This window comes from Mycobacterium sp. E183, assembly GCF_001667735.1.
GTDB lineage: Bacteria > Actinomycetota > Actinomycetes > Mycobacteriales > Mycobacteriaceae > Mycobacterium.
Genome location: NZ_LZJN01000133.1, coordinates 33,834 through 55,957, shown reverse-complemented (window position 1 = coordinate 55,957; position 22,124 = coordinate 33,834). Strand labels below are relative to the sequence as shown.

Below are 22,124 nucleotides of genomic sequence, written 5' to 3'. Positions count from 1 at the left end.
CGTCACCAGCCGGGGCCGGTGGCAACGCATTCGCAGTCGAAGTCGGTCTGCAGGCCTATCGGTAGTCCCTCCCCGCGGAAGATCCCGGCGCCCGCGGTGGTGTTAGACAGCGCATCAGCGGCGAGGATCATCGCCGCACCCGTCCACGTCGTCCGCTCCTCGGGCCAGCGCTTCCCGTCGGCGAACACCAAACCGGTCCAGTACGAGCCGTCCTGCTCACGGAGGTGCTGCATCGCGCCGAACTGCCGATGGGCTGCCGACCGCTGGCCGATCGCGTCCAGCGCCATCACCAGTTCGCACGTCTCGGCGCCGGTCACCCACGGCCGGTCGGCCACACAGCGAATGCCCAGGCCGCCGACCACGAAATCGTCCCAGCGCTCTCGGATTCTCGCGGCCGCCTCGGGTCCGCGCAGCGCGCTGCCCAGGATGGGGTAGTACCAGTCCATCGAGTAGCGGTCCTTCTCGGTGAACGCCTCGGGATGCGCGGCTATCGCATGGCCGAGCCGGCCCAGCGCCAGTTCCCACTCCGGCTGCGGCTCGCCGACCAGGGCGGCCAGCGCCAGGGCGCACCGGATGCTGTGGAACACGCTCGCGCAACCGGTCAGCAGCGCTTCCTGCAGCAGACCGGCTTCGCTTCGGGCCCAACAGATCTCGCCATAGCCGACCTGCAAGTCGATGACGAAGTCGATCGCCTTGTGCACCACCGGCCACATCCGTGCGGCGAAGCGCCGGTCACCGGTGACCAGCACGTGGTGCCACACACCGGTGGCGATGTAGGCGCAGAAGTTGCTGTCGCTGTTGCCGTCTTCGACGACCCCCGCGCGGAGCTGGATCGGCCAGGAGCCGTCGGCCCGCTGGGTCCGTCGGCTCCAGTCGAACGCGGCGCGCGCCGGTTCCAGCAGTCCGGCGGCGGTGAGCGCCATCGCGCACTCGACATGGTCCCACGGGTCGGTGTGGCCGCCCTCGGACCAGGGGATGGCTCCGGAGGGTTCCTGGATGGCCGCGATGGACCGCGCGGTTTGCCGGCATTGCTCGGGGGACAGGACGCCCGCGACCGAGGGTGGGTTAACCCGACGCAACTGAATATCCCACCGTCGCTTGGCTTTCTGCCGCCGGATGCTTGACGAAGTACATGGCCACGCTCTTGCCGACCAGCGGATTGAGCAGCGATTCGGCCAACTGCGTCACCCTCGGTCGCCGCATCAGGTCCCACACCAGGAGTTTGTGGTACGCGGTCACGGCGCGGTGCTCGGTGTTCGACACTCCCACGGCGCATTTCAACCACCAGAAGGGGGCGTGCAGCGCGTGCGCGTGGTGGGCATGCGTCAATTGCATCCCGCCATCGAGGATCTTCGCGCGCAATTCACTGGCCCGGTAGATACGCACGTGGCCGCCCTCGTTGCTGTGGTATTCGTCGGACAGCAACCAACACACCCGCTCCGGAAGCCAGCGCGGCACACTGACCGCCAACGTGCCGCCCACCTTGAGCACCCTGATCAGTTCGGCGATGGCGGCGTCGTCATGCGGGATGTGCTCGAGGATTTCGGACGCGATCACGCAGTCGAACGTCTCGTCGGCATACGGCAACTTCAGCGCGTCGCCGACCACCACCCTCGCCGACGCCGCGGCGGGCGCCTCCCCGGTTTCCGCCATCGCGCGCAAAATGGTGTCCACCGAACGCAATTCGGCCTCGTCCTGGTCGAACGCGACCACGTCGGCTCCGCGCCGATACGCCTCGAATGCGTGCCGGCCGGCCCCGCAACCGACGTCGATGACCTTGGTGGCCGGCCCGATCCGCAGCCGGTCGAAATCCACCGTCAGCATCGCGCTTCCCCCTCGGTCGCCGACGCAGCGGTGTTACGGGCGATCGCGCGGTCATACACCCGAACCGTCTGCGCGGCCACGGCCTCCCAGCTGAAGACGTTGACCGCGCGGGTGCGTCCCGCCTCGCCCAGGCTCCGCCGCTTCTCCGGCGAGTCCAGCAGGTCACCGAGCGCGCGAGTGAGCGCGTCGACGTCGGCGGGCGGCACCAGCTCGGCGCACGCGCCGTCGGTGCCCAGGACTTCGGGGAGTGCGCCCACCCGGCTGGCCACGATCGGCGTCCCGCTGGCCATGGCCTCCACCGCGGGCAGCGAGAACCCTTCGTAGAGCGACGGAATGCAGGCGACCTCGGCCGACGCGAACAGCGCCGCGAGCTCGGCGTCGGAAAGCCCGCTGGTGATGTGGACGATGTCGGAGATGCCGAGCTCGGCGATGAGTTTGTGGGTGGGACCGTTGGGCTCCACCTTGGCGACGAGGCGCAGCTCGAGATCTCTGCGCGTGCGCAGGCGGGCCACCGCGTGCAGCAGCGTGCGCACCCCCTTGAGCGGCGTATCGGCGCTGGCGATCGCGATGATCCGTCCGGCCTGCCGGGGCCGCGACGCCGGCTTGAACAGCTCGGTGTTCACGCCCAGCGGCACGACGTGCAGCTGGTCGGGGGAGACGCCGAAGTCGCTGACGATGTCCGCGGCCGACGACGAGGAGACCGTCAGCAGGTCGGGAATCTGGCGTGCGACCTGCTGCTGCATGCCGAGAAATCCATACCATCGCTGCACCAACGGTTTTCGCCACCACCGCGCGGCGGCCAGGTCGAGCACCCGGTCACGGGTGATGGGGTGGTGCACGGTGGCCACCACCGGCAGGCCCGCGCCGGCGATCGTGAGCAGTCCGGTGCCCAGGCTCTGGTTGTCGTGGACGACGTCGAAATCGGCGGTCCGGCCGGCCAGCAACCGGGCGGCGCGCATGGTGAACGTCCGCGGTTCCGGGAACCCGGCGGTCCAGGTGGTAAGCAGTTCCAACAGGTCGATCGAGTCACGGATTTCGCTGGGCCGCGGCACGCGGAACGGGTCGGGCTCGCGGTAGAGGTCGAGGCTGGGGACCTTGGTCAGCCGCACCCGCGGATCGAGCAGGTCGGGGTAGGGCTGGCCGGAGAACACCTCGACGTCATGACCGAGTTCCACCAGTCCGTGGCTGAGATGGCGCACGTAGACGCCCTGTCCGCCGCAATGAGTTTTACTACGGTAGGACAGCAGGGCAATTCGCATACTCAACTCTTCTTTGCTGGTGAATGACCGCGGAACAGCGCCGAACCCATCGCGGTCAACGGACTCCCGAACTCCGTGACAGCAAACTGGACATGTGTCCAGACTATAGTTCGATCACCTAATCGAGCGCAACGAGCTCGAACATCACCGGCACCCGCGAAAACGATCCCACGGAAATCCGGCACTTAAGGATCATGCCACCCGGCCCCGACCGGGGTTGACCAGAGTCCGAGCGGCCACTCGGCGGAGAATGCGCGCGCGCCTGCGCAGCCGCGCGGCAGTCGGCGATGGGTGTTCCTCACCTCCGCCGGCGCACCGCGGGGGGCCCAAGCCGACGGTGTTCGGTGCCGCGCAGTCGCAGCACCGGTCCTGAGCTGTTTGTTACCATCGCGCGGTGCAGGGTTCGGCTGCATCAGGCGAACGCCGCGGACGGCGATCGGCGTCGCGACGCGACGTCCTAAAACTTGCCGTGGCGCCCGCTTTCCTCAGCTTCGTGACCTCGGCCGCCAACTCCGCCGCGCCGACGGCATTCGCCGCCGACCTGCGGCTGATCGATTTCGCCGAGCGCAGGATTTCGCCGGACGAGATCAAATCGGCGGGCTATGCCGGGGTGGTGAATTACGTTTCCGAGTCGCGGCCGGGCGCGAATTTCGAGGCGAAGCCGATCACCCGCGAGTACGCGGACGCGCTGCGCGCCGCGGGTTTGCAGATCGTCAGCAATTTCCAGTACGGCAAACCCGGGTGGCCGGACCCGTCGGATTACACCCGCGGCTACGACGGCGGGGTGGCCGATGCCCGGACGGCGCAACGGTTGCACGCCGCGGCGGGGGGCCCGGGCTCGGCGCCGATATTCTTCAGCGTCGACGACGACATCGACGAGAACACCTGGAACAGCGTTGCGGTGCAGTGGTTTCGGGGCATCAACTCCGCGCTGGGCGTGGGCCGCACCGGCATCTACGGGCATGCCAACGCGTGCGGCTGGGCGATCCGGGACGGCGTCGTCGGGAACTCGACCACACCCGGGCACCGGTGGGCTTGGCAGACGAAGTCGTGGTCGCACGGCGCGCGCGAACCCGCCGCGGTTCTTTACCAGTCCGTGGTCAACAGCCCAAGCAACCCAAGCCCGCTCCTTGGCGGGATCAACGTCGACATCGACGAGGTGTTGGCGGCCGACTACGGCCAATGGGGCCTGGATCGGTGAGCCGTGCAGGCGGCTGATGGCTGATCGCGGCGTGCCCACCGTGCAGTTTCTGCGTAGTGCCGGGCGAATCGCCATGGCGCACAGGGGGTTTACGTCGTTCAAGTGGCCGATGAACAGCATGGGAGCGTTCTGCGAGGCGGCCAAGCTTGGGTTTCGATACATCGAGACCGACGTTCGGGCGACACGCGACGGCGTCGCCGTGATCCTGCACGACCGCGCCTTCAGGTCGGACGCGGGCGCAACGGGCGCCATCGACCGCTCGGATTGGCGCGACGTCCGCCACCTGCATCTGGGCGCGGGAGAATCGATACCGACCCTCGAAGAGCTCCTCGCCACGCTGCCGGACATACGGGTCAACATCGATATCAAGTCCGCGTCCGCCGTCGTTCCCACCGTCGAGGTGATCGAGCGAATGAAGGCGCACGACCGGGTGTTGATCACCTCGTTTTCCGAACGCCGTCGGCGTCGGGCGCTGAGGCTGCTGTCCAGGCGGGTGGCCAGTTCGGCGGGTATCGGCGCGTTCCTGGCGTTGCCGGCGGCCCAAACGCCGGCAAGCCGGGCCTATGCCTGGCAGCTGTTGCGGGACAGTGACTGCCTGCAGCTGCCGCCACGGCTGGGTCGGATACCGATCATCACGCGCGGACTCGTCCGCGCCCTGCACGAGTCCGGACGCCAGGTGCACGCCTGGACGGTCGACGACCCGGACACCATGCACGCACTTTTCGATAGCGGCGTCGACGGCATCATCACGGATCGGGCGGATGTGCTCCGCGAGGTGCTCGTGGCCCGCGGCGAATGGTGACCGCACCAGCACCCGCTGATTCAGCCGGTCGGCCGGCGCCCGAGGACCACGAGACATAAACCACGGCGAGTGTTCGCGGCGTGTCGTGTGCGCCGTTTATGTGTCGCGAGTCGACCGATCACTCACCTGACGCACGGCGCCCCGCGACCCGATGGCCCGCGGGGCGCCGCTTGCTATGGCGGTCTTACTTCAGATCGAACCGGTCGTTGTTCATGACCTTGACCCACGCCGCGACGAAGTCCTCCACGAACTTCCCCTGGTTGTCATCCTGGGCGTAGACCTCGGCCAACCCGCGCAACACCGAATTCGACCCGAACACAAGGTCATTCGCGGTCGCCGTCCACTTGACCGCGCCCGAGGACCGGTCGCGGCCCTCGTACACGTTCTCGGTGGTCTCCGACGGCTTCCACTCCGTACCCATGTCGAGCAGGTTGACGAAGAAGTCGTTGGTCAACGCGCCGGTCCGGTCGGTGAACACCCCGTGCTTGGTGCCGCCGTGGTTGGCGCCGAGGGCACGCAACCCGCCGATGAGCACCGTCATCTCCGGGGCGGTCACTCCCAACAGGTATGCCCGCTCGATCAGCAGGTGTTCCAGCGGTGCCTTCTCGCCGGGCCGGATGTAGTTGCGGAAACCGTCGGCCCGCGGTTCGAGCACCGCGAACGACTCCACATCGGTGTTCTCCTGCGAGGCGTCGGTGCGTCCAGGCGCGAAGTGCACGGCGATCTCGTAGCCGGCGTCCTTGGCCGCCTTCTCGACCGCCGCGGATCCCGCCAGCACGATCACGTCGGCCAACGAGATCTTCTTGCCGCCGGACGACGAGCCGTTGAAGTCCTGTTGGATCTTCTCCAGCACGGGCAGCACCTTGTCGAGTTCCGACGGCTCGTTGCACTCCCAGTTCCGCTGCGGCTCCAGGCGCAGGCGCGCGCCGTTGGCGCCGCCGCGCTTGTCGGTGTTGCGATAGCTGCCGGCCGCCGACCAGGCCGTCTTGACCAGCTGGGGAACCGAGAGGCCCGACTCGAGGACCTTGCTCTTCAGCGCGGCGACGTCACTGTCGTCGACCAACTCGTGGTCGACGGCGGGAACCGGGTCCTGCCACAGCTGCGGTTCGGGAATCCACGGCCCGAGGTAGCGGCTGATCGGTCCCATGTCGCGGTGCAGCAGCTTGTACCAGGCCTTGGCGAACGCCTCCGTCAGCTCTTCGGGGTGGTCGAGCCAACGGCGGGTGATGTCCCGGTAGATCGGGGACTCCCTCATCGAGATGTCGGTGACCAGCATCGTCGGCGCTCGGCCCGGCCCACCGAAGGGGTCGGGGATGGTGCCCGCACCGGCGCCGTCCTTGGCGACGAACTGCCAAGCATCGCCGGGGCTCTTGGTCAGCTCCCACTCGTAGCCGTACAGGGTCTCCAGGAAGGTGTTGTCCCACTTGGTCGGGGTGGGCGTCCAGACCACCTCCAGGCCGCTGGTGATCGCGTCCTTGCCCACGCCGGTGCCGTACGAGCTCTTCCAGCCCAGGCCCTGCTGCTCGATCGGGGCCGCCTCCGGCTCGGGCCCGACCAGATCGCCGCTACCGGCGCCGTGGGTCTTGCCGAAGCTGTGCCCGCCGACGATGAGGGCGGCGGTCTCTTCGTCGTTCATCGCCATGCGGCCGAACGTCTCGCGAATGTCGATGGCCGCGGCGATGGGATCCGGCTTGCCTTCCGGGCCTTCGGGATTGACGTAGATCAGACCCATCGTGGTCGCACCGTAGGGCTGGGCGAGGTCACGTTTGCCCGAGTACCGCTTGTCGGTGCCCAGCCAGGTGTCCTCCTCACCCCACAGGATTTCCTCGGGCTCGAAGACGTCCTCGCGGCCGAAGGCGAAGCCGAAAGTCTTGAAGCCCATCGATTCCAGGGCGCAGTTACCGGCGAAGATGATCAGGTCGGCCCAGGAGATCTTGTTGCCGTACTTCTTTTTGACCGGCCACAGCAGCCGGCGGGCCTTGTCCAGGCTGACGTTGTCCGGCCAGCTGTTGAGCGGGGCGAACCGCTGCATGCCCTGTCCGCCGCCGCCGCGGCCGTCGAAAATGCGGTAGGTGCCCGCGGCGTGCCAGCTCATCCGGATGAACAGGCCGCCGTAGTGGCCGTAGTCGGCGGGCCACCAGTCCTGTGAGGTGGTCATCACCGAGATGACGTCCGCCTTGAGCGCGTCGACGTCGAGCTTGGCGAACTCCTCGGCGTAGTTCCAGCCCTCGCCGTAAGGGGTCGATTTCGGGTTGTGCGGCTGCAGCATGGACGGGTCGACCTGGTCGGGCCACCAGTCCCGGTTCGTCAGCGGCGCATTCGATTTCGGCTTGGGGGACGGGATAGCGGGGTTTTCGCTCTCGCTGGCGCTAGCCGTGTTGCTGTCCTCATGGGGCGGCCGGCCTTGGGAGATATCGGAGGACACAGCATTCCTTTCTTAGGGGGTGATGGGGCTGCGATCTAGGAACCTGCAGTCGAACAATCGGGGCAGACGCCCCAGTAGATGACCTCGGCCTCGTCCAGGACGAAGCCATCCAGAACGTCGTTGTCGTCCGACGGGGTGAGACAGGGCGCCTCGCCGACGGCGCAATCGATGTCGGCGATCACGCCGCAGGACCGGCACACCACGTGGTGGTGGTTGTCGCCGACCCGCGACTCATAGCGGGCGACCGACCCGGAGGGCTGGATCCTACGCACCAAACCGACCGAGCTCAGCGCGTTGAGGACGTCGTAAACCGCCTGGCGGGACACGTCGGGGAGGCCCACGCGGACGGCCGAGAAGATCGTCTCGGTGTCGGAGTGCGGGTGGGCGTCGACGGCCTCCAGCACCGCGACCCTGGGTCGGGTCACCCGGAGATCGGCCATGCGCAGTCGTTCCGCGTAATCGGCCGTCGATGACACCGCACCAATATGACGCACTTATTTGGATCGAGTCAAGACTTTACTGTGAAGTGGGGCACAACCGGCGGTGACGAATGAACCGCGTCACGTCTGGGGCTTCAGGGCGCTGCCTTTGCGCCAGTCGTCCCAGCTGAGTGTCCAGTCACCGTTCTGCGCCAGCGTCAGCGGCGGGCCGCCGCTGTTGCGGACCTCGACCACGTCGCCGGGCACGGAGAAGTCGTAGAACCATTTCGCGTTGTCGGCGTTGAGGTTCAGGCAGCCGTGCGAGGTGTCCTGATGGCCCTGTGCCCACACCGTGGCGTCCAGCTCGTGCAGGTAAATGCCGTCGGTGCTGATCTTGGTGGCCCAGTTGATGGTCTCGCGGTAGCCCAGGCGGGAGTTCTTCGGCAGCCCGAACGTGGAGGAGTCCATGACGACGGGGTTCCCCTTGTCGAGCACCGTGTAGACGCCCGGGGGAGTCCACAGCGAGATGCTCTTGCCGCCGACGTTTTCGGTGCCGCCCATCCCCATCGAGGTGGGCATCGTGCGGACCAGGGCTCCGTTGTCGAAGACGCTGACCTGATGAGTCGCGTCGTCGGCGATCGATACGTGGGCGTCGCCGATCCGGAACGACACTTTGGTGTCGTCCTGCCCGAATAGGCCATTGCCCAAAGAGATTCCATAGATCTTGGCTTCGGCCGTGACGGTCGTGCCCGGGGCGTAGTAGTGCTCCGGGCGCCAATGGGCGTTCTGGTCGTCGACCCAGTACCACGAACCCTCCACCTTCGGGTTGGTGGTCACCGCCAGCTGGCGCTCGGCGGCGGCGCGGTCGGCGATCTGTTCGTCGAAGTGCGCGACGATCACCGTCCCGACCCCATACGTGCCGCCATCTTTGAGGACGGCCTCCGACGTGGTGGTGAACGACACCTTGGTCTGGTTGGACGGTTTCAGCGTCGAAAATGACGAAACTTGGGTGGACGCAATGCCGTTGGGACCGCGGCTGGTAACCGTCAGCGTATAGGTGCGGCCGTAGCCCAGGGGGACGGTGGGCTTCCACACGGTGTTGTCGGGTGTCGTCACGCCCTGCACCGATTTGCCGCTTTCGTTGACCATTCGGACGTCGGTCAGCGTTCCGGTGTCGGCCTTGACCATCACGGGCGCGACCGGATCGACGTCGTGCGCGTCGGGGGCCGGCGTGATCGTCACCTGAGCCGGCCCCGAGGCCTTGGACGAGGCACTGCGGTGACCGCACCCACCGCCGCCGAAGCAACCGAGGGACACCGCGATCACGACGGCGCCCACCAGTACGACGGCCGCCGAAACGGCGACCAATAACCGGCGATCCCGGGGGATCCGGGGAGCGGGCCGACCACCGGTCTTGGGCGTCATCGAGCTGAGGGATCCTTGCCTTCTGTTGGTGCCGGGCCGAAGTCGCTCGCCTCCCGGCGCGACGATGTTGTCCTTCAGGTGCCACGGAGGTGCGGTTTTTAAACCGACCGAGCCCCGGCGCGTGGATCATGGCGTCATGGCCGACGACGAACTGGACAGCCTTTATTGGGCAACGCCAAAGGAGTTCACCGCGGAGCGCACCAGATTGACCGCCGCGGCCAAACGCCGCGGGGACGACACGGCGGCCAAGCGAATTTCCGCTTGCAACAAGCCAACCACGGCGGCGTGGATCGTCAATCGGCTCGCGCTGCGGCACCGCGACACCGGGCGGCGGCTGGCGGCGCTGGGTGACGAGCTGCGCGCCGCGCACGCCGCCATGGACGGGGCACGCATCCGGGACTTGTCGGCCCAGCAGCACCGGCTCATCGGCGAGCTCATGCGGGCCGCACTCGACGCGGCCGGCGTCAAACAGCCGTCCTCGGCCGTCCGCGACGACATCGCCAGCACGCTGCAAGCCGCCATCGCCGAACCGGAGGTCAGGCAGCGGCTCGGCCGGCTGGCGCGCCCCGAGCAGTGGTCGGGTTTCGGCGACCTCGGCGCCGCGAGCACGGTATCGACGACCTCCGCCCGCACCGCCAAGGCCGGGAAGCGGCCGGCGAAATCCCCGCCACAATCCGGCAAGCGGTCAGCGCGAGACGTCGCCGCGCAGCGGCGTCTCGAAAAACTGACGGCGGCCGTTACGGCCGCCGAGCGCAAGGCGGCCGACGCCGACGCCGCACAGTCCGACCGCCGCGCCGAGCGCGATGCGGCCCGGAGGCGTCGCGGCGAGGCGTTCGCCGCGTTGCGGACCGCCGAGCGCGAACTCGAACGCGCCGAAGCGGCCTTCGACCGGGCCAAGCGGGCCGGCCGCGCCGCGGAAGAATCGGTCAGGGAGGCGAAAGCGCAGCTGAGGCGGGCGTGACGCCGCCCGCCGGGCCGCGGCGGTGTTTCCCCGGGTTCGGCAGGGGTATTAGCCCACCCGTGACGTCGTTATGGATGACCAACCGAGGCGAACAGCCTTGGGCCGCAAGCCAGCTTGACCAAGGCCCCCGCTCCGCGGATGTCATCGTCGTGGGTGCAGGCATCACCGGGCTGATGACCGCGGTGCTGTTGGCCCGCGCCGGCAAGGACGTGCTGGTGCTCGAGGCTCGCACCGTCGGGGCCTGCGCCACCGGGAACACCACGGCGAAGATCAGCCTGCTGCAGGCCACCCACCTGTCGAAGATCCTGCCCAGACATGGCAGGGACCTGGCCCGCGCCTACGTGGACGGAAATCGCGAAGGCCAGGACTGGGTCATCGATTACTGCGAGTCGCATGGCATCGCGGTGCAGCGCGAGGACGCCTACACCTACGCCCAGTCCGCCAAGGGCGTGCCATCGGCGCGACTGGAGCTCCAGGCCTGCCAGGCGGTTGGGCTGCCCGCAGTTTGGGCCGACGACCCTGACGTGCCGTTCCCTTACCACGGCGGGGTGCGGCTGCCCGACCAGGCGCAGTTCGATCCCATGCCATTCCTTGACGCGCTGGCGGCGGAACTGCTCGGCCGCGGCGGCCGCCTCGTCGAGCACACCCGGGTCCGGCGGGTGTCCAGCCGCGGCGACCGCGTGCGCGTACACGTCAACGACGCCGCCGAGCGAGACGTGGAACTCGAGGCCCAGCAGCTGGTGCTCGCCACCGGCATCCCGATCCTGGACCGCGGGGGATACTTCGCGCGCGTGAAGCCGAGCCGGTCCTACTGCATGGCGTTCAAGGTCCCCGGCAACATCACCCGGCCGATGATGATCTCCACCGACTCGCCGACCCGATCGGTGCGTTACGCACCCGTCGCGGACGAGGAGCGGCTGATCGTGGGCGGGGCCGGCCACACCGTGGGCCGCAAGAAGAGCCCGTCGCAGGCGCTCGGGGAACTGGCGTCGTGGGCCCGCAAACACTATCCGGGTGCCGAGCAGACGCATTTCTGGTCGGCGCAGGATTACACGCCCATCGACCAGCTGCCCTACGTCGGACCCATCCTGCCCAAGACCGAAACCATCTTTGTGGCAACAGGATTCAACAAGTGGGGGATGACGAACGGCGCCGCCGCGGCGCTGGCGCTGTCCGGCCGCATCCTGGGCGGGCGAATGGACTGGGCCAAGGCGTTCGCCAGCTGGAGCCCCCATGAGCTGACCGGGCTGCCGACCGCCATGCAGGCCAACCTCGAGGTGGGCTTCGATCTGGCCAAGGGCTGGATCACCCCGCTGCTGCGCACCGGCCGCCGCAGCCCCGGCGCGGACGAAGGCGGCGTGGTGAGTGGGCCCCCGTGGCATCTGGAGGCGCGCTGCCGGGTAGACGGCACCGAACATGTCGTTTCCCCGGTCTGCCCGCACCTCGGCGGGATCGTGAACTGGAACGACGCCGACAAGGCCTGGGAATGTCCGTTGCACGGCTCGCGCTTCGCCCCGGATGGCACCCTGCTGGAGGGGCCGGCAACCCGCGACTTGTCCGCCTAGAACGGGCGCTCAGTCCGTCTTGCGGTAGATGAGCCAACGCAACTCGATCGGCGAGTGCTCGCGCTCGACGTCGAACACGTCAAGGCCATTGGCCCACCCCTCGAACCACGCGGTGGGCGGCCAGGCGCCTGCGGGCAGGTGGGCCTTCTCGTATTCGTACGCGGAGTCGTCGGCGATCAGCTCGAGGGGCAGGCCCGCCACCGCAGTCGCCATCTGGTCGCGCGTGTAGATCATGCTGTTGCACTGCTGGCCGAACTGCAGCGTGGAATCGTCGGGCACATAGCCGTCGCGGGGCAGGAACGTGCTGAACAGCAATCGTCCCGAGGGAGCCAGGCATTCGGCGGCCAGTTCGAACATGCCCCGCAGCTCCTGGGTCGTGCGGAAGTCGGGCACCACCTCGGCGAGCACCATCAACTGGTATTCGTCGTGGACGCTTTCCATCGCCGTGAAGACATCGCTCTGAATCACCCGCACGGCCAGCGATTCGCTCTGCGCCTCCGCGCGCATGATGTCGGCCAGCTTCGCGGCCATCTCGACCGCATCCACGGGGTGGCCGCGACGGGCCAGCGCGAGGGCGTTGCGGCCGGTCCCCGCCCCGACGTCCAGCACGCGGTAGGTCGTCGGATCAGCCGCTTCGGCGGCCAGAGCGAGTACCCGCGCGTCGGGCTCGGTGCCGAACAGTGGCCCCGGGCGCACGTCCACCCATTCGTCGTAGGCGGCGTCGAGCGTCCGCCATTCGGCTTTGACGCGGATGTTGACGCTCGTCCCGAAGGGGGCGCTGAACGAGATGACGACGTCCGAGCGGGGGGATGCCTTGAAGCCCTTCGCCAGCTCGGCCTCCAGCGAGATCCGCAGCTGCGCGGACTGTTCTGGCGTGTGCCAGACGCCCAGGGTGGCGCAAACGTTGGCGCACAATTGCACGTACTCGTCGATCAGGCTCGGGACGGCCGGCACTCTGATGTGCCCCTCGGCCGACGTCCGTCGATACCACCGCCTGATCATCGACTCGTAGAGGATCGACGGCTCGAGAGGCTCAGAAGGCGGAACCTGCACCAGAACCTTCTACACGACCCGGCGGCTTTGCACCACCGATTGGATCCACCCGCCGATCACCCCGACCCCGCGGCGTCTTCCAACAAATCGGCGGCCTTCGCGACGCTTTCGGCGGGTTTGGTCATCCGCGCGGCCACCTCTCGGGCTCGGGCGGCACATTCCGGAGTAAGGATCGAGCGCAGGTCGGCGACTAGTGAGTCCAGGGTGCTATCGAAAAAGCCCCGCCCGGCGCCGACTTCCAAATGTTCGATACCCTCTGCCCACATCGGCTGGTCCCACACCGTCCAGAGAATCAGCGTCGGAACCCCGGCGCGCAGACCCGCAGCCGTAGTGCCCGAGCCCCCGTGGTGGACCACTGCGCGGCAGGCGGGAAAGATGGCCGCGTAATTCAGCGCATCCACCACCTTGACGTGAGGCGACCGTGGAACGCGGCGAAAGTCGTTGGCGCCGGCGCAGATCAACGCCCGCTCACCCAACTGCGCGCAGGCCGCGCTTATGACGGCGACCGTCTCGGCGGGAGAATCAATCGGGGTGCTGCCGAAACCGAAGTAGACCGGCGGCGTCCCATCGGCGATCCAGGTCAGCACCTCGTCGTCAAAATGGGTTGGCAACTCCAGCGTCAAGGAGCCGACGAAGGGCCGCCGACCGCCGGGCTCGACCCATTCGGCCGCGGGCCCCGGCAAGCAGAGTTCGTCATAGGTTTGAAGTTCGAGCAATCCGCTTTCCGAGCGCGCCGGCGCGGCCGCCTGCGGCAATCCGAGTTCACGACGTTGCGCGTCCGCCGCATCCCCGGCGATCCGCGAATACACATCACTTGAGGGCATGATCCGAGCCGGGAAGACGTGTAGCGCGGCGAACGGGATCCCGTGATATTCGGCGACGTTGGCCGCCAACGCCTGGTCGTTCATGTGCCCCAGGAGGAGGTCCGCTCCCTGGGCTAGTGCCGTCAGGGTCGTGCTCTTCTCCAACCAGATTCGGTGGACCCGGTCAGCCACTTGCGGCGCTGCGCCAATGCCATGGAAGTGGCCCAGGAGTTCCCTCGCCGCGATCATGGCGCGTTGAGTGTCGGGCCCGTAAGCGATCCCGGCCAGCCCCGCCGACTCGACGAAACCCACCTTGTCCGGCGGAACGGCCAGGCTGACGTCGTGGCCTCGGCGGGAGAGCTCCCGGCCGATCGCGGCGCAGGGCTCGATATCGCCGCGCCCCCCGTAGCTCGCCATCACGAACTTCATCCGCTCCGCCCTCACTCGCGGTATCCGATATCGATCCAAGCAGACCCGCCATGTCGCGCCGGTCCGCTCTGATTGGCTGGGCCCGCACGGGCAAAGCCCGAGGCCGCTCCGTGGCGTTGACAGGCTCCACTGCGCTGCGAGGGTAATTTATCGGTGTTCTCAGGGAGGACGATGTGGGGTAAGGGGGCAGCACCCGGTTATCCACCGGTGCCGGACCTGTACTACTAGAGGAAACAAGATTTGTTTGCTGCCCGTTGGGCAATCCCCCTACCGCCCGCAACGAGCCGTTAACGCCGTGGCTACCTGTTAACCCGTCCGGAGGAGACGACGACATGGACTTCGCAGCACTGCCTCCGGAGATCAACTCCGCGCGGATGTATACCGGCCCCGGTGCCGCGCCGCTGCTCACCGCCGCGATGGCCTGGGACGCGCTGGCCGTCGCCCTGCATTCCGCGGCGACCTCCTACCAGGCGGAGGTCACGGCGCTGACCGGCGGGCCGTGGCTCGGGCCTGCGGCGGAGGCGATGGCGGCCGCGGCCGCCCCGTACGTGACCTGGACGCGCAGCGCCGCGGCGCAGGCCGAACAGACCGCCAACCAGGCCAAAGCCGCCGCGGCGGCGTACGAGGCGGCGTTCGCCGAAACGGTGCCGCCGCCGGTGATCGCGGCCAACCGCAGCCTGCTGATGTCCCTGATCGCGACGAACGTCTTCGGGCAGAACACGCCGGCGATCGCGACCACGGAGGCGCAATATTCGGAGATGTGGGCCCAAGACGCCGGGGCCATGTACGCCTACGCGGCGGCGTCGGCGGCGGCGGCGAGGCTGACGCCGTTCGCCCCGCCGGAACCGAGCACCGATTCGGGCGGATCGGTGCGGCAGGCCGCCGCCCTGACCCAGGCCGCAGGCACGTCGGCCGGCAAGGTGCAAAACGCCCTGTCGTCGGCACAAGCCTTCTCTGCGGCGCCCAATGCGCTGCTCAACCTCGCGAGCCCCCTCGATTTCGGCTTCGGCGGGCGGGACCTGCTGGGGCTGGCAGCCGACCTGAGCGCGGTGTTCGTCGACCCAGAAGTCGGCACGGCGGGGCTCGCCGCCGCCATCGTGGCGCTTCCCTACGACGTCTCCGGGGCGTTGACCGGTTTCCACACCGACGACATCGTCAGCGGCTGGGCGGGGGTCCAGTCCTGGCCCGGCTCGGCGCCGGTGCCCCCGACGCCTTTCCCGGTCATCACCAACCTGGCGGGGGGCTCGGCGGCGACGGCTTCCCTGGGCGAGGCCAATACGGTCGGCGCAATGTCGGTGCCGCCGGCCTGGGCGGCCGCCGCCCCCGCGGTGCGCCCGGCCGCTCTGGCCCTGCCCGCCACCACCGTGGGCGCCGCCGCTCCAGCCTCGTCCGCAGGCACCGGGAGCTTGTTCGGCGAGATGGCCGCGGCGAGCATGGCCGGGCGTGCCATAGCCGGCACGGGCGGCGCAGGTCGCGCGGAGCGAATCAGGGCCTCCACGCAGAAGGCGACCGAGGGTGCCCCCGCGGCGCCGCAAGTCCCGGCCGGTGGCCCGATCACCAGCATCGCCGCCGAGTTGCGCGAGCTGGCCTCCCTGCGGGACGCGGGGATCATCACGGAGGACGAGTTCCTCGAACAGAAGCAGCGGCTGCTCCCACACTGACGGTGTCGTGCACCCGTTTTCCGCGGCGACAAACGCGTCCGATATCGACAGATGTCGCGGTCAATTGTTTCGTATGATATTTGTATGCTGGTGCGTCATTTTAGGGTCGGTGTCGGTAGGAAGTTCGAAATTATCGTGCCGCTAACGCTCGCGTCACCAACACGGCATCATCTGGCTATATCGGCGACCCGAAATGCCAGCCTTTCGCTCTCTAGGTGCCTTTCACTTTGGATCTCGCCAAGCCGGTTCAGCTGCAGGACAGCGCCATCGAGTTGGCAATACGACCACGGAATAGTGGTCCGGCAACCTGTAGTGCGGGCACCGCAATTTTCTTAGTTTTAATATCTGTTCACGCCGCCCACTCATATACTGGCCCCACCCTCAACACCGACAAGAAAAGAAGGTCGTGAAATGCTTGCACCGCGTTTGCTGGCCAAACTGACGATTCCCGTGATGATTGGCGCTGCCCTGACCGCGAGCACCGCAATTGCCTCGGCCGACAGCACCGACGACGCCTACTTGACGAAATTGCACAACCTCGGGTTCACGTGGCCCTCGTCGAGTGACTCGGACATGATCGCGCTGGGACACGCGGTGTGCGCCGACCGGATGGCCGGCAAGACGCCGGATGCGATCGCCGCCGACCTGCATTCCGGCATGAGCGCGAAGGGCTTCTCGTTCGCCGACATGACCGGCTGGGTCAGCGCGGCGGAGTCGACGTACTGCCCGGGCTGATCGTTCTCAGACCCACCACCTGAGTTCCGCGCCCTGCCCGCATAGTCTGATCCAGACAATGCGGGCAGGGTCGCTAGGTGGGGACAGCCAGTGGAGCAGCCGACGGCCTTTTCAGGTCAAGCCGCGGGCGAGATGCGGGTTGAGAGCCTGCTTCGCTACCCGGTGAAGTCGATGCTCGGCGAGACCGTGCCGAGCATGTTCGTCGACGAACACGGCGCCGAGGGGGACCGCCGGCTTGCCCTCCTCGACACCACTACCGGTCACGTGGCCAGCGCCAAGAACGCCCGGCTCTGGCGCGGGCTGTTGAAGTGCACGGCCAGCCGCCACGACGGCGGGGTGCACATCGAGCTGCCCGACGGGACGAGGGTGGCGGCCGACGACCCTGGCATCGATGATCGGCTCTCGCAGCTGTTGGGGCGATCGGTCCGGCTGGTCACCCAGCGCCCCGACGGCGCGACGTTGGTGCGCCCGGACCCCGAGCAGCTGCTCGAACTGGGCCTGGACGCCGAAGTCGGCGGCCGCATCTTGGAGATCGCGCAGGCGACGCCGGGCGACTCGTTCACCGACGAAGCCCCGCTGCACGCGATCACGACCGCCACGCTCGAACACATCGGCGTCGAGGCCCTGCGGTATCGCCCGAACCTGGTGGTCGCGACGCCGCCGGGTTGCCCTCCCTATGTGGAGAACGACTGGGTCGGCGGTGAGATCGCGGTCGGCGAGGCGAGGCTGCGTGTCCTGACGGCAACGTCGCGCTGCGTCGTACCGACGCTCGAGCACGGCCCACTGCCGCGCGCCGCGCAGGCGCTCCGCACACCCGCCGCCGAAAACCGTTGGGATACGGGCGGTCACGGCGCTCAGCCGTGCGCGGGTGCATATCTGGCGGTGGTGACCGGTGGCGTCATCCACGTCGGTGACCCCGTCACGATCGGCCGGTAGGCCGTTCAATCACCGATCGCCGCGAAGTCCACCCAGAGATGGCGTGGCCCGCGGAACACCTGATTGTGCCGGTATTGCGGCGGGTCGACCACCAGCTTCGGAGAGTCGACGCGACGCACGAAGACCTCCAGCGCCAGGTTGACCTCCAGCCGCGCCAGCGGACCGCCCATGCAGGTGTGAATGCCGCTGCCCCAACCGAAATGCTCGTTGTCGGGCCGCAGCGGATCGAAGCGATCCGGGCTGTCGAACCGACGCGGGTCCCGGTTGGCGGCGGCGTAAATCAGATACACCGCCGAGCCCGCGGGGATCACGGTTCCGCCGACCTCGATGTCGGCGGTCGCACTGCGGCTGGGAAAGAACTGCACCGCCGACTGCAGCCGTTGCACCTCTTCGATGACGCGGGGAATGAGCTCGGGGCGCCGCCGAACCAGTTCCCACGAGCCGGGATTGCGCAGCAGCGTCATCACGCAGTTGCTGATGGTGTTGACCGTCGAGTCGTGACCGGCCACGAGCAGCAGCATCGCGTTGGATGTCGCCTCCTGCAACGACATCGGGCCGTCCGGGCCGTCATCGTGCAGCAAACTGGACAGCAAGCCGTCGCCCGGGTTCGTCGCATACCTGCGCACCAGGTCGCCCAGATACGCCAGCAAGGCGGCGGTGCCCGCGCGGCCCCGCTCGGCGAGCGCGCGCCCTTCCTCGGTGGCGCCCTCCGGACCCAGGTCGAGGCCCATCATGAAGTCGAAGATCCAGGAGTGAAACATCGGCTCGTCTTCGACGGGTACGCCAAGGATCTTGCAGATGACGGCGACGGGGATCGGGTAGGCGAATTCCTCCACCACGTCCACGCGGGTGGCGCCGCGCGCCTTGGTTTTGTCGAGGAGGTCGTTCGCCAGCCGCACGACAAGCGGTTCCATGTCGGGAATGACGTCGGGGGAATGCGGGGGGCCGAAGTGGCGCATGACCTGGCGCCGGGCCCGGTCGTGATCGGGCGGGTCGGAGACGATGATGCTCGGCTCGCGGCCGTAGGCCTGCATGTGTCCGCTGCCGGGCTCGGGGTCGGGCTTCTCGACGCCGAAATCCGCTGGGCTGCGGCGAATGTCGGAGCTGATTCGCGGGTCGTGGGCCAGGATGAGCAACTCGGGATAGCCGGTGACCACGTAGGTCTTGTCGGCGACCTTGGCTACCGGCGCCTTGCGCAGCTCTTCGAAATACGGGTAGGGGTTCGGCCGGTTCTCGAACTTCATCGCTTCGGCCCAGGCGGTCGCGGCGTCCAATGTCGTCTCCCGTCAGCGGATCCGGGGCCGGAATTCGGCGCCCCGCGAGGTCGGGTCGTGCCCGGTGAGCACCACGTCGGGGATGTCCGTCCGTTCGCGCGGGTCGGGGAATCGGGCCGGCATCGGCTCGAAGATGGCGGGACGGTCGTAGCCCGGTGGCGGCGGCGGAAACGGGGCGGATCGCTCGATGAGGGAGGCGTAGTAGGGCAGCCACTTGCCGTGGTTGAACGTCACCGCGCCGACGACGCGGCCCCGGTGACCGTAGGCGGCCGCGAAGCGGCGTTGCTCGACCGAGCCCTGGGTGAAGACGATCTCGTCGCCGAACGAGCACACGCCGACGCTCTTGATGTTGACGCCGAACTGCCCGGACCAGAACGAGGGCAGTGGCAGGTGCGGCCGACGTCCCGTCTCGACGCTGATCATGTTGTTGGCCGCCACCGCGGCACCGAAAACGGCGTTGTCCCAATGCTCTTGCGACATGAACTGGTACTCGTAGAGCACGTGCGGGGCGCGCGCCACGTCGCCGGCGACGAAGATGTTGTCGGTCACCACGCCGTTGATGTCGAACGCGCGGCAGCCGGCGTCGCAGGCCACCCCCCAAAATCCGCTCGCGAGCTGCGCCCCCTCGAGCCATTCAACGTTGCGGATCGAGCCCAGTGAGGCCACGACGACGTCGACCTCGAGCACCGTGCCGTCGGACAGGCGGGCGGCGCGGACGTGGCCGTCGGCGTCACCGTCGAGGCCGTCGACCGCGACACCGGTGCGCAGGTCGACGCCCGCCTCGATCTGCATCTGCGCGGCGATGTCGCCGATCACGCCGCCCAGGGCGCCCGTCAGGGGTGCCTTGCCGCGCTCGGCGACGCTCACCGGTAGATCGAGATCGCGGCACACCGAGGCGATCTCCGATCCCACGAAACCCGAGCCGACGATGAGCACCCGGCGCGGCCGCGCCTTCAGGGCCGCTGCCAGCTTCGCCGCGTCGTCGCAGGTGCGCACGGTGAACAGCCCCTCCAGAGCTGCCTCTTCGGGGTTGAACCAGGGCCGCGCCCTGGTGCCGGTGGCGATCAGCAGCCGGTCGTAGTCGACCTTCTCGCCGTTGGCCAGCAACACCTGGCGATTGGACCGGTCCAGCCCCACCGCCGCCACGCCGAGCCGCCACTGCGCGTCGACGGGACGCAGGCGGGGAAGCTTGGTGTGGTCGGCGGGCACCCAGCCCTTCAGAACCTGCTTGGACAACGGCGGTCGGTCGTAGGGTTCGTGGGGCTCGTCGCCGATGATGGTCAACTGGCCCCGAAACCCCGTCTCGCGCAGCGCTTCCGCGGCGCGCAAGCCGGCCAGGGAGGCTCCCACGATGACGATCCGGCCCTCGGCTCTGAACGTGTCGACCAGCTGGCTGACCAACGAACCCGTGCTCATACGGTGTCCCGGTCCGACGGCGGATCCACTTCGAGGATGATCGCCTGCACCGGGCAGGAAGCCGCCGCACGCAATACCCGCTGCCGCGCGGAATCGTCGGGATTCGGGTCGTAGGCGAGCGCTTCTTCACCGACGAGCTGCAGTACGTCGGGCGCCAGCGGGACGCACTGCGCGTAGCCCTGGCACTTGTTGAGATCGACGACCAGCCGCATGCCCCGACCTTCCGCCCGTCGGCTACCAGCATTCTTTGAGGGCAGACTACTTCGCGGCGGGCGCCCGCCACAGGGTTCACGAAAGATTCGCGCCCAGTGCGACCGGGTCCGGCGCGCGTCAGTCAGGCACCCAGATTGCGCAGCGCTGTTCCTTGGCGAAACCCAGATAGCTCACGCCGCTCCCTCCGTTGGGGCGTTGCATTCCCGCCCAGGACGGGCCCAAAACGGGAGGCCGCGTTTACTCCGCCGATGGGCGGCACATCCCGCCGCGATCGCGTTGGGTGTGCGAGGAATTGCGGCGCCAGGGGCCGCCGTCTACGCGTCGGTGCGCGGGGTGGGACTCTGCGCCGATTCCCATTTCGACTCGAGCGATCGGGTCACCGTCGTACCGGCGGCCAGGTGGAGCTGGAAGGTTTCCCCGTCGCCGGCCTCGAACGTGAGGAGGTAGCCGCCCTCGGTGGCGTCCTTGAACACCACCTTGTAAGGCTGTTCACCAGAGCCGCGGTCGACGGCGATGATGTCGCCTGGGGTGACGTCGTCGATGGGGTCGTTACCGGAGACTTTGGACATGCCTTCGACGGTAACCGATCGGAAACGCGCTGCGCAGCGCGATACCGTCCGGCGCGCGACTTCCGTTGAGCTGCTGGGCAATTCACTCGCCGAGAGCGCCGATCCGGGCGAACCAACAGGTGGTGACCCAGGTCACAGCCGGGTTTGATCGGCGATATCGGTGGCCTGGTGGAGCGCGGGACGGCGCCCGCCGAACGCAGCGGCGCGCTGGGCCGCGCCGCGCACCTGGACGCGAAGACGCGACCAGGAAGGAACAGGCCGACGCCAGGCTGAAGGGCGTCCGCGACGAGGCGGTCGAGGACCGCCAAGAAAGCGCAGGCGGCCGCCCGGCGGGGGATCAAGAGGCCTGCGAGACCGCCGAGCAACGCAACCGTGCGGCAACGCAGTCGGCCCGGGCCGACACGCGCACCGAGGCGGAGCGCGTCGCGCAGCCGGCGGGCGCCGAGAAGCAACGGCGCCGAGGGGAGCGCGCGAAAGGCTGGCGTGTTCAGGCGCGCGCCGGCGGCCCCTGGTTGATCTTGTTGGCGGCGAACGTGGCGGCCTGGTTGGTCATCCCGGCGTCGATGTAGGAGACGTGCGCCATGATGTTGCCGCCGCCGGAACAGATCGGGTCGTCGGGGGCACACAAGCTGAGGGTCTTGGATCCGTACGCCGGATTGATCGTCGGAAGCGGCTGGCCGCCCCACAGCATGGACGAGAACCCGCTGCTGGGCTCCCCGAACAGCGCGACGGCGGCGACGTGATCGGCGACCGACGGCGGCATCGCGTTGGTGGCCAGATCGATCACCGTTGAGCCTTGGGAGTACCCGCCGAGCACGATCCTCGAGTTCGGGCAGCTGGCGACGGTGTCCTGGATGTGGGTGCTCGCGTCGTTGGAGCCGGCGTTCGCGCTGTTGTGGTAGTCGTCGTTGGCCGGGTAGTTGACCGCGTAGACGTCGACGGACTTCCCGCCGAGCTGCGAGGTGAGCGAATCCACGAAAGCCTGGCCGATGTTGCCCAGCCCGGGCTCCTGATGCGTGCCCCGGGCGAAGACCACCGAGACGTCGGAGCAGGCATCGGCGGCGGCGGTGGGGAGGGCGACCGGGACGCTCAGCGCTGCCCAGGTCGTCGCCACCGAGACACCGACAATACGACCAAATCTGCGTGCACTCATG

The 22,124-nt window shown here is 68.2% G+C and carries 20 protein-coding genes; 7 read left to right on the top strand and 13 right to left on the bottom strand.

Going from position 1 to position 22,124, the window contains the following annotated elements:
- Positions 1 to 2 precede the first annotated feature (2 nt).
- Genes A5691_RS14230 through A5691_RS14220 form a run of 3 tightly spaced genes read right to left on the bottom strand, consistent with a single transcriptional unit; the run spans position 3 to position 3,083 of the window.
- Positions 3 to 1,079 carry a prenyltransferase gene (locus tag A5691_RS14230; RefSeq protein WP_067889657.1) on the bottom strand — a complete coding sequence of 359 codons (1,077 nt, stop codon included), beginning with the start codon at positions 1,077 to 1,079 and terminating at the stop codon, positions 3 to 5.
- Positions 1,066 to 1,824 carry a class I SAM-dependent methyltransferase gene (locus A5691_RS14225; RefSeq protein ID WP_067750605.1) on the bottom strand — a complete coding sequence of 253 codons (759 nt, stop codon included), beginning with the start codon at positions 1,822 to 1,824 and terminating at the stop codon, positions 1,066 to 1,068. Before A5691_RS14225 ends, A5691_RS14230 begins: the two co-directional genes overlap by 14 nt.
- On the bottom strand, positions 1,818 to 3,083 hold the full coding sequence (locus tag A5691_RS14220; protein WP_067750608.1) for a glycosyltransferase family 4 protein: 1,266 nt from the start codon (positions 3,081 to 3,083) through the stop codon (positions 1,818 to 1,820). Before A5691_RS14220 ends, A5691_RS14225 begins: the two co-directional genes overlap by 7 nt.
- A 394-nt stretch (positions 3,084 to 3,477) precedes the next feature.
- Between A5691_RS14220 and A5691_RS14215 the strand changes: the two genes are divergently transcribed.
- Positions 3,478 to 4,284 (top strand): DUF1906 domain-containing protein, encoded by an 807-nt coding sequence (locus tag A5691_RS14215; protein ID WP_067750611.1) that lies wholly within the window; start codon positions 3,478 to 3,480, stop codon positions 4,282 to 4,284.
- A 40-nt stretch (positions 4,285 to 4,324) separates the two neighbouring features.
- The gene (locus tag A5691_RS14210) at positions 4,325 to 5,086 is read left to right on the top strand and encodes a glycerophosphodiester phosphodiesterase family protein (protein WP_197499028.1); all 762 of its coding nucleotides are present in this window, start codon (positions 4,325 to 4,327) and stop codon (positions 5,084 to 5,086) included.
- Positions 5,087 to 5,270: 184 nt separating this feature from the next.
- Here A5691_RS14210 and katG read toward each other — a convergent pair whose 3' ends face one another.
- The 3 genes from katG to A5691_RS14195 form a co-directional block, all read right to left on the bottom strand.
- Complete coding sequence (katG, locus tag A5691_RS14205; RefSeq protein ID WP_067782796.1) at positions 5,271 to 7,511, bottom strand: catalase/peroxidase HPI; 2,241 nt, start codon at positions 7,509 to 7,511, stop codon at positions 5,271 to 5,273.
- A 35-nt stretch (positions 7,512 to 7,546) separates the two neighbouring features.
- On the bottom strand, positions 7,547 to 7,987 hold the full coding sequence (locus A5691_RS14200; protein ID WP_067750622.1) for a Fur family transcriptional regulator: 441 nt from the start codon (positions 7,985 to 7,987) through the stop codon (positions 7,547 to 7,549).
- A gap of 84 nt (positions 7,988 to 8,071) precedes the next feature.
- Complete coding sequence (locus tag A5691_RS14195; protein WP_067782793.1) at positions 8,072 to 9,355, bottom strand: Ig-like domain-containing protein; 1,284 nt, start codon at positions 9,353 to 9,355, stop codon at positions 8,072 to 8,074.
- Positions 9,356 to 9,491: 136 nt separating this feature from the next.
- On the opposite strand from A5691_RS14195, the gene A5691_RS14190 reads away from it, so the two are divergent.
- Both A5691_RS14190 and A5691_RS14185 read left to right on the top strand, forming a co-directional pair.
- Positions 9,492 to 10,316, top strand: coding sequence for a hypothetical protein (locus tag A5691_RS14190; RefSeq protein ID WP_067782790.1), 825 nt, complete (start codon positions 9,492 to 9,494; stop codon positions 10,314 to 10,316).
- A gap of 74 nt (positions 10,317 to 10,390) precedes the next feature.
- Positions 10,391 to 11,881, top strand: coding sequence for an FAD-dependent oxidoreductase (locus tag A5691_RS14185; RefSeq protein ID WP_068016044.1), 1,491 nt, complete (start codon positions 10,391 to 10,393; stop codon positions 11,879 to 11,881).
- A 9-nt stretch (positions 11,882 to 11,890) separates the two neighbouring features.
- On the opposite strand, the gene A5691_RS14180 is transcribed toward A5691_RS14185, so the two are convergent.
- Both A5691_RS14180 and A5691_RS14175 read right to left on the bottom strand, forming a co-directional pair.
- Positions 11,891 to 12,883, bottom strand: a complete 993-nt coding sequence (locus A5691_RS14180) for a bifunctional 2-polyprenyl-6-hydroxyphenol methylase/3-demethylubiquinol 3-O-methyltransferase UbiG (RefSeq protein ID WP_068016047.1) — start codon at positions 12,881 to 12,883, stop codon at positions 11,891 to 11,893.
- Between the two features lie 107 nt (positions 12,884 to 12,990).
- Positions 12,991 to 14,166: a glycosyltransferase gene (locus tag A5691_RS14175; protein WP_068016068.1), complete on the bottom strand. Its 1,176-nt coding sequence runs from the start codon at positions 14,164 to 14,166 to the stop codon at positions 12,991 to 12,993.
- Between the two features lie 332 nt (positions 14,167 to 14,498).
- Here A5691_RS14175 and A5691_RS14170 point away from each other — a divergent pair, with 332 nt between their 5' ends.
- From A5691_RS14170 to A5691_RS14160, 3 genes are all read left to right on the top strand, one after another.
- Positions 14,499 to 15,827: a PPE domain-containing protein gene (locus A5691_RS14170; RefSeq protein WP_067889687.1), complete on the top strand. Its 1,329-nt coding sequence runs from the start codon at positions 14,499 to 14,501 to the stop codon at positions 15,825 to 15,827.
- A 411-nt stretch (positions 15,828 to 16,238) separates the two neighbouring features.
- The gene (locus A5691_RS14165) at positions 16,239 to 16,562 is read left to right on the top strand and encodes a DUF732 domain-containing protein (RefSeq protein WP_067750642.1); all 324 of its coding nucleotides are present in this window, start codon (positions 16,239 to 16,241) and stop codon (positions 16,560 to 16,562) included.
- A gap of 132 nt (positions 16,563 to 16,694) precedes the next feature.
- Positions 16,695 to 17,498 carry an MOSC domain-containing protein gene (locus A5691_RS14160; protein WP_156675572.1) on the top strand — a complete coding sequence of 268 codons (804 nt, stop codon included), beginning with the start codon at positions 16,695 to 16,697 and terminating at the stop codon, positions 17,496 to 17,498.
- Positions 17,499 to 17,503: 5 nt separating this feature from the next.
- Here A5691_RS14160 and A5691_RS14155 read toward each other — a convergent pair whose 3' ends face one another.
- The 5 genes from A5691_RS14155 to A5691_RS14135 all read right to left on the bottom strand — a co-directional run bounded on the left by A5691_RS14155 (position 17,504) and on the right by A5691_RS14135 (position 22,123).
- On the bottom strand, positions 17,504 to 18,772 hold the full coding sequence (locus A5691_RS14155; protein WP_231969125.1) for a cytochrome P450: 1,269 nt from the start codon (positions 18,770 to 18,772) through the stop codon (positions 17,504 to 17,506).
- 12 nt (positions 18,773 to 18,784) lie between these two features.
- Positions 18,785 to 20,188, bottom strand: a complete 1,404-nt coding sequence (locus tag A5691_RS14150) for an NAD(P)/FAD-dependent oxidoreductase (protein WP_067750649.1) — start codon at positions 20,186 to 20,188, stop codon at positions 18,785 to 18,787.
- A complete protein-coding gene (locus A5691_RS14145; protein WP_067750654.1) occupies positions 20,185 to 20,400 on the bottom strand; it encodes a ferredoxin in 216 nt (71 codons plus the stop codon). The genes A5691_RS14150 and A5691_RS14145 overlap by 4 nt, the downstream gene beginning before the upstream one ends.
- A 315-nt stretch (positions 20,401 to 20,715) precedes the next feature.
- A complete protein-coding gene (locus A5691_RS14140) occupies positions 20,716 to 20,970 on the bottom strand; it encodes a hypothetical protein (protein ID WP_067750658.1) in 255 nt (84 codons plus the stop codon).
- Positions 20,971 to 21,457: 487 nt separating this feature from the next.
- Positions 21,458 to 22,123: a cutinase family protein gene (locus A5691_RS14135; protein WP_067750662.1), complete on the bottom strand. Its 666-nt coding sequence runs from the start codon at positions 22,121 to 22,123 to the stop codon at positions 21,458 to 21,460.
- Position 22,124: the final 1 nt, after the last annotated feature.

Excerpts from the sequence above, each read along its gene's own strand:
- A5691_RS14195 (WP_067782793.1), bottom strand. The coding sequence starts at position 9,355 with ATGACGCCCAAGACCGGTGGTCGGCCCGCTCCCCGGATCCCCCGGGAT.
- A5691_RS14220 (WP_067750608.1), bottom strand. The coding sequence starts at position 3,083 with ATGCGAATTGCCCTGCTGTCCTACCGTAGTAAAACTCATTGCGGCGGA.
- A5691_RS14185 (WP_068016044.1), top strand. The coding sequence starts at position 10,391 with ATGACCAACCGAGGCGAACAGCCTTGGGCCGCAAGCCAGCTTGACCAA.
- A5691_RS14160 (WP_156675572.1), top strand. The coding sequence starts at position 16,695 with ATGCGGGTTGAGAGCCTGCTTCGCTACCCGGTGAAGTCGATGCTCGGC.
- A5691_RS14140 (WP_067750658.1), bottom strand. The coding sequence starts at position 20,970 with ATGTCCAAAGTCTCCGGTAACGACCCCATCGACGACGTCACCCCAGGC.
- A5691_RS14170 (WP_067889687.1), top strand. The coding sequence starts at position 14,499 with ATGGACTTCGCAGCACTGCCTCCGGAGATCAACTCCGCGCGGATGTAT.
- A5691_RS14150 (WP_067750649.1), bottom strand. The coding sequence starts at position 20,188 with ATGAGCACGGGTTCGTTGGTCAGCCAGCTGGTCGACACGTTCAGAGCC.
- A5691_RS14175 (WP_068016068.1), bottom strand. The coding sequence starts at position 14,166 with ATGAAGTTCGTGATGGCGAGCTACGGGGGGCGCGGCGATATCGAGCCC.
- A5691_RS14145 (WP_067750654.1), bottom strand. The coding sequence starts at position 20,400 with ATGCGGCTGGTCGTCGATCTCAACAAGTGCCAGGGCTACGCGCAGTGC.
- A5691_RS14135 (WP_067750662.1), bottom strand. The coding sequence starts at position 22,123 with ATGAGTGCACGCAGATTTGGTCGTATTGTCGGTGTCTCGGTGGCGACG.
- A5691_RS14190 (WP_067782790.1), top strand. The coding sequence starts at position 9,492 with ATGGCCGACGACGAACTGGACAGCCTTTATTGGGCAACGCCAAAGGAG.
- A5691_RS14180 (WP_068016047.1), bottom strand. The coding sequence starts at position 12,883 with ATGATCAGGCGGTGGTATCGACGGACGTCGGCCGAGGGGCACATCAGA.
- A5691_RS14225 (WP_067750605.1), bottom strand. The coding sequence starts at position 1,824 with ATGCTGACGGTGGATTTCGACCGGCTGCGGATCGGGCCGGCCACCAAG.
- A5691_RS14165 (WP_067750642.1), top strand. The coding sequence starts at position 16,239 with ATGCTTGCACCGCGTTTGCTGGCCAAACTGACGATTCCCGTGATGATT.